The following is a 10237-nucleotide window of genomic DNA, read 5'->3' as shown; positions in this document are numbered from 1 at the left end:
AGCCGCCCTCGGCCGAACTCAAGCCCAATCAGAAGGACGAGGACACGCTGCCGCCGTACGAAACCCTCGACGGCATCCTCAAGGGCCTGATCGAGGAGCAGCTCGGCGTCAAGCAGGTTGCCGCCAAGGGCTACGACGAGGTCACCGTGCGCCGGGTCTACCGCATGCTGAAGCTGGCGGAATACAAGCGCCGCCAGGCGCCGCCGGGCGTGAAGATCACGCCACGCGGTTTCGGCCGCGACCGCCGCTATCCCATCACCAACGCCTTCCGGGATTACAGGGCATGAGCGCGGTTGCCGTCCGTTTCGCGCCGAGCCCCACGGGCCGGCTGCATGTCGGCAATGCGCGCGGTGCGCTGCTGAACTGGCTGTTTGCGCGCAAGGCCGGCGGCAGCTTCCTGCTGCGGCTGGACGATACCGATACCGGCCGTTCGACAGAGGAATTCGCCAGAGGCATCGAGGACGATCTGCGCTGGCTCGGCCTCGACTGGGACCGTTTCGCGAAACAGTCCGACCGTTTCGCGCTCTACGCCGAGGCGGCCGAGAAGCTCAGAAAGAGCGGCCGGCTCTATCCCGCCTACGAAACGCCGGAAGAGCTGGAGCTGCGCCGCAAGATCCAGCTCAGCCAGCGCAGGCCGCCCGTCTATGACCGCGCCGCGCTGAAACTCACCGATGCCGACCGCGCGAAGCTGGAAGCCGAGGGCCGCCGGCCGGTCTGGCGCTTCAAACTGGAGCATAACCGCACCGCCTGGGACGACCTGATCCACGGTCATGTCGAGATCGACATGGCGTCCCTGAGCGACCCGGTTCTGCTGCGGTCCGACGGCTATCCGCTCTATACGCTGTCCTCCGTGGTCGATGACGGCGATCTCGGCATCACCCATGTCATCCGCGGCGAGGATCACGTCACCAATACCGCGGCGCAGATCCAGCTTTTCGAGGCACTGGGTTATGCCGTGCCCACCTTCGGTCATTTCTCGCTGCTGCTGGACGCCGAGGGCGGCGGATTGTCCAAGCGGCTCGGTTCGCTCTCGCTGGCCGATCTGCGCGCGCAGGGCATCGAGCCGATGGCGCTCAACTCGCTGCTGGCCCGGCTCGGTTCGGCCGATCCGGTCGAGCCCAAGCAGAGCCTGCAGGAGCTCGTCGCCGGCTTCGATCTCACGCGGTTTTCCCGCGCGCCGGCGCGGCTTGATCCGCACGAGCTGGAAACGCTGAATGCCCGGATCCTGCACGAACTGCCCTTTGCCACCGTGCGTGACCGCCTGCCGGCCGGCGCCGGCGAGGATTTCTGGCTGGCGGTGCGCGGCAATCTCGCCACGGTCGGCGATGCCGCCGACTGGTGGACGGTGGTGCAGGGCGACATCACTCCGGTGATCGAGGATGAAAAGGTGGTGCAGGCCGCCATCGAGACCCTGCCGCCGGAACCCTGGGATGCCACCACCTGGAAGGGCTGGAGCCAGGCCGTGGCGGCGAAAGCCGGCGTGAAGGGCAGGGCGCTGTTCCATCCCCTGCGTTTGGCCTTGACCGGACGCGACAAGGGGCCCGAAATGGCGCCCCTGCTGCCGCTGATCGGCCGCGAGCGGGCGCTGAAGCGCCTGCGTGGAGTTTGAGCAGATCATGACCAGAGAGCGCGTCTATCTTTTCGACACCACCCTGCGCGACGGCGCGCAGACCCAGGGCGTCGATTTCTCCGTCGAGGACAAGCGCAGCATTGCCGCGGCCCTGGACCGGCTCGGCGTGGCCTATGTCGAGGGCGGCTGGCCCGGCGCCAACCCGACCGATACGGAATTCTTCTCCGCCAGGCCGAACCTGAAGCGCGCCAAATTCGTCGCCTTCGGCATGACCAGGCGGCCGGGCCGCTCGGCCGCCAACGACCCGGGGCTGGCGGCGATCTTCGATGCGAAGGCCGATGCCGCCTGCCTGGTGGGCAAGAGCTGGGATTTCCAGGTCGATGTCGCACTCGGCATTTCCAGGGGAGAGAATATCGAGCTGATTGCCGACAGCATCGCTGCGGCCAAGGCGAAATTCGGCGAGGCGATGTTCGATGCCGAGCATTTCTTCGACGGCTACAAGGCCAATCCCGATTTCGCCTTCCAGTGCGTGAAGGCGGCGCTGGATGCCGGCGCGCGCTGGGCCGTGCTCTGCGACACCAATGGCGGCTCCATGCCGCATGAGGTCGAGCGCATTGTCGGCGAGGTCGCGGCAAAGCTCGGCGGCGGCGACCGCCTCGGCGTGCATACCCATAACGACACCGAGAATGCCGTAGCCAACAGCCTCGCCGCGGTGAAAGCCGGCGTGCGCCAGGTGCAGGGAACGCTGAACGGCTTGGGCGAGCGCTGCGGCAATGCCAATCTCATCGCGCTGATTCCCTCGCTGATGCTCAAGCCGTGGTTCCGCGACCATGTCGATGTCGGCCTGAGCGAGCAGGACCTGACGCATCTCACAGCCACCTCGCGCATGCTCGACGAGCTGCTCAACCGCGCGCCGAACCGCCATGCCGCCTATGTCGGCGCCTCGGCCTTCGCGCACAAGGGCGGGCTGCATGTCTCGGCGGTGATGAAGGATCCCCGCACCTACGAGCATGTGCCGCCGGAAACGGTCGGCAACCAGCGCCAGATCCTGATCTCGGACCAGGCCGGCCGCTCCAACCTTCTTGCGCGGCTGAACGAGGCTGGCATTCCGTTCGATCCGAGCGACAGCCGGCTGAACCTGCTGCTGGAGGACGTGAAGCAGCGCGAGGCCGAGGGCTATTCCTATGACGGCGCCGAGGCCAGCTTCGAGATTCTCGCCCGCCGCACGCTGGGCCAGATGCCGGACTTCTTCGGCGTGCGCAGCTTCCGCGTCATGGTCGAGCGCCGCTTCAACGCGCGCGGCGAACTGATCACGGTGGCCGAGGCGACGGTAAAGCTGACCGTCGACGGCCAGATGCTGTTCTCGGTGGCCGAGGGCAACGGCCCGGTCAACGCGCTCGACCAGGCGATGCGCAAGGATCTCGGCCGCTACCAGTCCTATATCGACGACCTGCGCCTGGTGGATTTCAAGGTGCGCATCCTCAACGGCGGCACCGAGGCGACCACCCGCGTGATGATCGAATCCGCCGACGGACAGGGGAACCGCTGGTTCACCGTCGGCGTCTCGCCCAACATCATCGATGCCGCCTTCGTGGCGCTGAAGGATTCCATCGAGTGGAAGCTGCTGCGCGACGGCGCGCCGGCCTCCCGCGCCTGAGATGACGGCCACCGCGCGGCCGCAGTTTGCGGGCAGGATTCCGCCCGGCAACATTCGCCGCGGCCCGGTCATAATTCTGGTCGAGCCGCAGCTGGGCGAGAATATCGGCGCCGCGGCGCGCGCCATGCTGAACTGCGGCATCACCGAGCTGCGGCTGGTCAATCCGCGCGACGGCTGGCCCAACCCCGCCGCCTATGTGCTGGCCTCCAAGGCCGATCCCGTGCTCGATGCGGCCAGCGTCTTCACCAGCACGGCCGAGGCCGTGGCCGACCTGCATCGCGTCTACGCCACCACGGCGCGCCACCGCGACATGATGAAGGAAGTCGTCACCCCGCGCGAGGCGGCGCGGCGCATGCGCGCGGAGGAGGCCGAAGGCCACCGCGTCGGAATCCTGTTTGGTCGCGAGCGCACGGGGCTGGACAACGAGGATGTCGCGCTGGCCCATGCCGCCATTTCCGTGCCGCTCAATCCCGGCTTCTCCTCGCTGAATCTGGCGCAGGCGGTGCTGCTGCTCGGCTATGAATGGTTCACCGCCGGCGACGACACGCCGCCCAGCCGCATGGAAACCGTGCGCGGCGGCTTCGCCACCCAGGACGAGCTGCAGGGCCTGTTCGACCATCTCGCCGCCGAGCTGGACGAATCTGGCTTCTTCCACAATGTCGAACCCAAGCGGGCCGCCATCCTGCGCAACCTGCGCAGCGTGCTGCAGCGGGTGCCGCTGGCCAGCCAGGAGGTGAAGACCTTTCGCGGCATGCTGAAGGCGATCGCGCAGGACCGGCCGCGCCGGGCGAAGCTGGCGCAGCAGAAATATCTGGAAAAGAAGCAGAAAGGCGAGCCATGACCGAGCAGGCCAGACCGACCCAGCAGGTGGACGACGAGCGCGTGCGCGTCACGCGCTGGGATTTCGCGCCCGGCGCCGAGACCGGCTTCCATGTCCACGAATATCCCTATGTCGTCACCTTCCTCACGGAATCGAAGCTGAAGCTGGTCGATTCCGCCGGCGCCGAAACCATCGTCGAGATGCCGGCCGGTGGCAGCTATTCGCGCCCGAAAGGCATCGCGCACAACGTGATCAACGCCGGCAACGCCCCGATGGCCTTCGTGGAAGTCGAGATCAAGGGATAGGCGGGCCCTGTCCGTTTGAATTGCCATGGCCGGGACGGGCCCGGCCATGACAGACTGTGACTAGCCCTTCTTCCCCATGCCGATGCTGCGTCCGGCCTGCTTCGGCACGGGCAGTTTCGAATGCCCGGCAAACATCTCGGCGAAGAATTGCTGGTGCTCGGGCAGGAAGGGCGAGGAGCGGCGGGTGGCGAGATCCACATGCACCAGGATCTGCTCCGAGGTCGCCGCCAGATAGTTCTTTTGCGCGTGGTGCATCTCCATGAAGTAATGCAGCCGCTTGGCGTCATGGCCGAGCAGCTGGAAGGTGAAGCGCAGCTCGTCGCCCTCGACCACCTCCTGCAGATAGCAGACATGGGTCTCCAGCACGAAGGTCGAGAGATTGGTGCGCTTCACATAGGACCAGTCCAGGTCGAAGGGTTTGAAGAAGCGGTCCAGCGCCTGGTCGAAGATCACGTTGTAGAAGCCGACATTCATATGCCCGTTGGCGTCGATATGCTCCGGCAGCACGCGCATGCCGGTGAGTTCCATCGGCTTCGAGAAGTCTTGAGCGGATGCTGAGAGGGCTTGAGAAGAATTCATCAAACTGGCCTTTGTCGGTTGCGTTTCTCCGGCTACCGTTTCCAGCATGAGCTGGGACCCGACGCAATACCTGAAATTTGCCGGCGAGCGGCTGCGGCCGGCCGTCGACCTGCTGATGCGCGTTCCGCTGGCGAGTCCGGAATCCGCCATCGACCTGGGCTGCGGCGCCGGCAACCTGAGCCCGCTGATCCGCCGGCGCTGGCCGCAGGTGCGGCTGACGGGTGTCGATTCCTCCGCCGCCATGCTGGCGAAGGCACGCGCCGAATATCCGGACGTCACTTTCATTGAGGCCGATATCGCGACCTGGCGGCCGCCGCAGCCGGTGGACCTGCTCTATTCGAATGCGGCTCTGCACTGGCTCGACGACCATGACCGGCTCATTCCCGGCCTGCTCGACTGCGTGAAGCCGGGCGGCTGGCTGGCGATCCAGATGCCGCGCAATTTCGGCGCGCCCTCGCATACGTCGATTGTGGAGACCATCGAGCAGGGGCCGTGGCGGGCGAAGCTGGAGCCGCATCTGCGCCGCCGGCCGGTCGCCGAGCCCGGCCATTACTGGCGCCTGCTGCAGGGCCGCGCGGCGGCGCTGGAGATCTGGGAGAGCGAATACCTGCAGGTGCTGTCGGGCGACAATCCGGTGGCGGAATACACCAAGGGCACCTGGCTGAAGCAGTTCCTCGACCGGCTGGAGGAACCCGAGCGCGGCGCTTTCGAGTCCGACTACCGCCATCGCGTGGCGCAGCACTACAGACCGGAAGCCGATGGTCGCACGCTGTTTCCCTTCCGCCGCCTGTTCATCCTGGCGCAGAAGGCGTAATCCCCGTCACCTGCCTTGATTGTCATGGCCGGACGAGCCCGGCCATGACAGTTGTTTGTTTCACTGACTACCTCAGCAGCACCGGCACCATCGACGCCACCAGAAGCACCGCCATGGCGATGTTGAACACCGCGATGCGGTTGCCTTTGGCCAGCACGTCGCGTAGCGCCGCGCCCGACAGCACCCAGACGCTGAGCGCCGGCAGGTTCACGACGGCGAACAGCGCGATCAGCAGTAGCAGCGAGGTGAGGAAATCCTGCGGCACGGTGTAGGTGACGGTGACGATCAGCGCCACCGCCCAGGCCTTCGGATTGACCAGCTGCAGCAAAGCCGCCTGGATGAAGCCGATCGGCTGTGCGATCTCGCGGCCGGCAGCAGTGCCCAGGCCGCGGGCCTGCATCAGGCCCCAGGCCATCCAGGCCACATAGGCCGCGCCGACGATGCGCAGCACATCGTAAATCTGCGGATAGCGGTCGAAGACCTGGCCCAGCCCGAGGCCGATGGCGAAGACCATGGCGAGGAAGCCGCCGCTGATCCCGAGCATGAGCGGCAGCGAGCGCGCGAAGCCGAAATTGGCGCCCGAGGCCAGCAGCAGGAAATTGCCCGGGCCCGGCGAGATCGACATCACGAAGGCAAAGCCCATCAGTGCCAGCGCCATGTCCCAGGTCATTGTCCGTCTCCCCTCCGGTTGCGGCGGCGGGAGATTGACAGGCGCCGCTTCGGCAATCACTGTCCTTCCGTCTGCGATTTTTATCAGATCGTCCCGGAGGGGCAGCCCATTGGCCAAGCCGGATCTGGTTTCGGAGGTCTTTTCCGCGCTGCGCCTGCGCGGCGAGCTCTATTTTCGCGCCGAGCTGGGCGACGGCATCGCCGTCCGCGTGCCGCAGGAGCGGCGCCGCATCCGCTTCCATCTCGTCCTGCAGGGCCAGTGCCGCATCGGCCTGGAGGGCGGTGCGCCGCCCGTGCTGCTGTCCGAGGGCGACATCGCGCTGGTGCCCAACGGCGCCGCGCAGATCGTCGGCGCCGATGACGGCGCGCAGGTCGTGGCGCTCGATGACGCGATCAGGGCCGGCGCGCTGCAGGACGGCGTGCTGCGCGGCGGCAGCGGCCTGGCAAAGGCACGGCTGCTCTGCGGCTTCTGCCGCTTCGACGAAAGCCTCGACCATCCCGTCACGGCGGTACTGCCCGGCATCATCCATCTGCGCCAGGGCGATCTCGGCGCCGAGCCCTGGATCGCCGCGGCCCTGCGCCTGCTGTCGCTGGAAGCGGCGCTGGACGGGCAGGGCAGCCGCGCCGTGCTCACCCGGCTGATCGAGATCGTCGTGATCCAGGCGGCGCGCCGGCTCGGCGCGAACGGGGATGCCGACGGCTTCATCGCGGCGCTGAACGACCGTGCGCTGCAGGCGGCCCTGCAGGCGATGCATGCCGCCCCGGAAAGGGACTGGACCGTGAGCGCGCTGGCCCGCGAGGCCGGCATGTCGCGCGCCCGCTTCGCCGACCGTTTCGCGGCCTCCCTCGGCCTGCCGCCGATCGAGTATCTCACCCGCTGGCGTCTGATGAAGGCACGCAGCCTGCTGGCCGATACGGGGCTGAGCATCGACGATGTTGCCGAGCGCTGCGGCTATGCCTCGCTGCCGTCGTTCACGCGCCGCTTCAAGGCGCAGTTCGGCATCGGCCCGGGCAGCTTCCGCCGCCAGTTGCGTGCGGCGGCGGAATAGGGGCGCTCGATCCATGCCGGGAACCCGCAGATGACATCCATCGCCGTCTATATCGCCGCTGCCATCGCCGAGATCGCCGGCTGCTTCGCCTTCTGGGCCTGGCTGCGCATGGGCAAATCGGCGCTCTGGCTGCTGCCGGGTGTGGCGAGCCTGATCGCCTTCGCCTGGCTGCTGACCCTGATCGAGGCGGAATTCGCCGGCCGCGCCTATGCCGCCTATGGCGGCGTCTATATCACCGCCTCGCTGGTCTGGCTCTGGCTCGCCGAAAGCCAGCAGCCCGACCGCTGGGACCTCATCGGGGCCGCCATCTGCCTCGGCGGCGCGGCGCTCATCCTGTTCGGCCCGAGAGGGGTGTAGCGCAGGGTTCGCCCTCCCATGCCTTGACGATACCTTCATCGTTCGGGCGCAGACCCCAGCCCGGTTTGTAGTAGAGCAGCCGCTGTTTATCCTCGCGCGCCCAGCGGATCGCGTCGAAGCCTAGCCATATCCGGGAGCCTTTCTCCTGAACGGCATCGACATTGTAGCCAGGAACCGAGAGGCGAACCTGATTCCTGTTCGTGCTCATTTTCCCGATCAGATCGAAGAACTGCCGGGCGAAGGTCAGGTGGTTGTCGTTGCCCGGCTGACACGAAATCTCGATCCGGCCCGCGCACAGGTGCTCCGGCGCGGTTCCCTGCGGATCCCACACGGCCTGGTACTGCAGAATCCTTACAATGGGCAGCGGGAGCGGATTTCGCATCCAGCCTGCATCATTCTCCAGTAACCGGAAATCAGGTTCCCAGGCAGGATCGAAGCCGATTTCGCTCTCGAATGGCAGCTGGCCGGTTTCCTCCATGAGATCGGAAAGTCTGTTCACCTTGGAGATAGAGGGGATTGTTTTTGCAATCCTCTCCGGTCCGGTGGCGCCCCGAATAACAGTCGACCGGGGATAATGGGAGGCGACCGCCTCATCCACCCGTCGCCAGTCAGCGGGAGAAAAACAGATATCCCGCGTCCGGAAGGCAGGACGACAGGAGTCGTAAACGGGGATTGGTGCGGCGATCATCATTGCTCACTATTCCTTAAGAATGCCCTCGGATTTCAACCGCTGTTCAAGCTTATCCCACATTCTGTCACATCGAACTGCCACGTATTCTGAGTATTCCTCTGGCGTTTCCCATGGCTTCATCTTGCGCGCCCATTCGGCAACCCCTTCCTTCATATTTTCCTGAAGGCGAACGTAGTTATCTGCTTCTCTTTTCGTGAGGCTCGCATCGGCATGCTCTTTCCCGGTTTTCTTCACATCGACTGTCTGAAGACGAGCCCGATATGGAGAACCGTCAATATTGTCGCCAAAGCTGGTATCCACCTTAACGCTACCAGATAGGTCGGACGCTCCTGGTCGCTTTACGGTTTCTTCCTTCTTGTACTCTCCGGTTTTCAGATCATAGGACCCGGCAAAATGCCACAATTTTCCAGCTAGGTGGGAGCGCAGCTCCAGTCTTTCGGTACAGACACGCGTAGCGATGAAGGTGGCTTCTTCTGTTCTGGGACTGCCGCGTGGGCCGAATTTATGGCTTTCGACGATTATCGCGCCAAAATCCCGAGCAAAAGGCTGCTGCACTGGCGGCAGTGTCGTGATCCACTGTTTCGTTTCAGGCGGAATCAATTGCTCAATTGCCGGTTCTTGCTCCTCTGCAGGCCTTCCCTGCAGCTTGGTATCGGCTTTCGGCGGCACAAGCGGTGGCGTCGTGGCCACGGCCAGATCGGATTCGCTAATCGGCCGCGAGGGTGGTGTCGGTTCAGCACCAGGAAGAGGCGTGAAGGCCGCAAGTTCAGCTTCGTCCATGGGGCGATCGGCGCGTTTCAGGCCATCGACAAACGCCTGCCCGTTTTCATACCAGCGTTTGATGTTTGCGGCAGCGTTGCCGAACCCCGTATCAACGAGCTTCTCGAGCTGCAAGCCGGCAGCTTTGATGTCCGGATGCTCATGCGGGTAAGGGTTTTGTGGCTTCGACGGACCGGTTGGCGCTGCAGGCGGTGCCGGACGAGGTGCTATCTGGATGGGCAAGACCGGCGGAGCGCTCGCCATGGCGAGATGTTGTCCGTCTCGCCATTGTGGCGTCGGGGGGCCGGCGTCGCTGCGGATATCCCGCGGCTTGACTGAACTCGTTAATTTTACGCCGACCGGCTGTGTGGTTTTGGCGTTTCCGTCATAGAGGAGAATGTGCCAGGGCGGCGGCATCGGTTTGTCGCCATCATCCGGCACCCCGCTGAAGCGAGCCTCGCTCTCGTAGTAGGCATCGACTTCCTCCGGCGTTGGCGCAGTGTAGCCGGCGAGCTTGTCCCCGAGATCGGCGCGTAAGGTGACAAGCGTCTCGCCGATGCCATTTCGATCTACGCCCTGCGGAGCTGGTGGCAGTAACAGGCCGTCGACCTGTAGGCCCTTTTCCTTCTGGAAGGCGCGAATGCTGCGGAAGAGTTCGTTGCCGGGCCACCCGGTGGGTGCGCCTTTTCCAGCGATACGGTAATGGCCGCTGTTGCCCAGCAGGATCTGCGCCTTGATCACATCCTCCCGTCGGTTCTCGCCGTTCGGCCCGACCGAGCCGGAAAAGGAAAAGAGTTCGTTGTCGTCCGGAAGGGATCGATGCGACTGGTTCAGCCGCCAGTGTCGGGGACGGACCGACGTCAGACGCTCCGGGCGTCGCGTGAGGGGCGGCATGTCGGTTTCGGGATCAGACATCACGGCTGCTTCCTGATGGGAACATTAAGGGGGAATTGACATTTTTCCCAAT

11 protein-coding genes and 1 pseudogene are annotated in these 10237 nt (G+C 65.1%); 8 read left to right on the top strand and 4 right to left on the bottom strand.

Annotated features, from left to right (window positions below):
• The 5 genes and pseudogenes from VKZ87_RS14885 to VKZ87_RS14865 form a co-directional block, all read left to right on the top strand.
• Window positions 1-287, top strand: a pseudogene (locus VKZ87_RS14885) (NAD+ synthase); the annotation flags it as partial.
• A complete protein-coding gene (gene gltX, locus VKZ87_RS14880; RefSeq protein ID WP_324222050.1) occupies window positions 284-1609 on the top strand; it encodes a glutamate--tRNA ligase in 1326 nt (441 codons plus the stop codon). The pseudogene VKZ87_RS14885 and the gene gltX, both read left to right, overlap by 4 nt.
• A gap of 7 nt (window positions 1610-1616) precedes the next feature.
• Window positions 1617-3227 (top strand): citramalate synthase, encoded by a 1611-nt coding sequence (cimA, locus tag VKZ87_RS14875; RefSeq protein WP_324222049.1) that lies wholly within the window; start codon window positions 1617-1619, stop codon window positions 3225-3227.
• Between the two features lies 1 nt (window position 3228).
• Window positions 3229-4068 (top strand): RNA methyltransferase, encoded by an 840-nt coding sequence (locus VKZ87_RS14870; RefSeq protein WP_324222048.1) that lies wholly within the window; start codon window positions 3229-3231, stop codon window positions 4066-4068.
• A complete protein-coding gene (locus tag VKZ87_RS14865; RefSeq protein WP_324222047.1) occupies window positions 4065-4352 on the top strand; it encodes a cupin domain-containing protein in 288 nt (95 codons plus the stop codon). The genes VKZ87_RS14870 and VKZ87_RS14865 overlap by 4 nt, the downstream gene beginning before the upstream one ends.
• 60 nt (window positions 4353-4412) lie before the next feature.
• Here VKZ87_RS14865 and VKZ87_RS14860 read toward each other — a convergent pair whose 3' ends face one another.
• A complete protein-coding gene (locus VKZ87_RS14860) occupies window positions 4413-4880 on the bottom strand; it encodes a thioesterase family protein (RefSeq protein WP_324222046.1) in 468 nt (155 codons plus the stop codon).
• Between the two features lie 97 nt (window positions 4881-4977).
• Here VKZ87_RS14860 and VKZ87_RS14855 point away from each other — a divergent pair, with 97 nt between their 5' ends.
• Window positions 4978-5745, top strand: coding sequence for a methyltransferase domain-containing protein (locus VKZ87_RS14855; RefSeq protein WP_324222045.1), 768 nt, complete (start codon window positions 4978-4980; stop codon window positions 5743-5745).
• Window positions 5746-5812: 67 nt separating this feature from the next.
• Here the strand turns inward: VKZ87_RS14855 and VKZ87_RS14850 are convergent, their stop codons facing one another.
• Window positions 5813-6415 (bottom strand): LysE family translocator, encoded by a 603-nt coding sequence (locus tag VKZ87_RS14850; protein ID WP_324222044.1) that lies wholly within the window; start codon window positions 6413-6415, stop codon window positions 5813-5815.
• Between the two features lie 109 nt (window positions 6416-6524).
• On the opposite strand from VKZ87_RS14850, the gene VKZ87_RS14845 reads away from it, so the two are divergent.
• Window positions 6525-7463, top strand: coding sequence for an AraC family transcriptional regulator (locus tag VKZ87_RS14845; RefSeq protein ID WP_324222043.1), 939 nt, complete (start codon window positions 6525-6527; stop codon window positions 7461-7463).
• 30 nt (window positions 7464-7493) lie between these two features.
• Window positions 7494-7820 (top strand): YnfA family protein, encoded by a 327-nt coding sequence (locus VKZ87_RS14840; RefSeq protein WP_324222042.1) that lies wholly within the window; start codon window positions 7494-7496, stop codon window positions 7818-7820.
• Here VKZ87_RS14840 and VKZ87_RS14835 read toward each other — a convergent pair.
• Together VKZ87_RS14835 and VKZ87_RS14830 are read right to left on the bottom strand one after the other, a co-directional pair.
• Complete coding sequence (locus tag VKZ87_RS14835) at window positions 7792-8511, bottom strand: hypothetical protein (RefSeq protein ID WP_324222041.1); 720 nt, start codon at window positions 8509-8511, stop codon at window positions 7792-7794. The genes VKZ87_RS14840 and VKZ87_RS14835 overlap by 29 nt on opposite strands.
• Before the next feature lie 6 nt (window positions 8512-8517).
• A complete protein-coding gene (locus tag VKZ87_RS14830) occupies window positions 8518-10185 on the bottom strand; it encodes a peptidoglycan-binding domain-containing protein (RefSeq protein WP_324222040.1) in 1668 nt (555 codons plus the stop codon).
• Window positions 10186-10237: the final 52 nt, after the last annotated feature.

The sequence above is a fragment of the Ferrovibrio sp. genome, from assembly GCF_035304305.1.
Lineage (GTDB): Bacteria > Pseudomonadota > Alphaproteobacteria > Ferrovibrionales > Ferrovibrionaceae > Ferrovibrio.
Note: the sequence above shows the minus strand (reverse complement) of the source record. Positions and strands in the feature narration are given on the sequence as shown.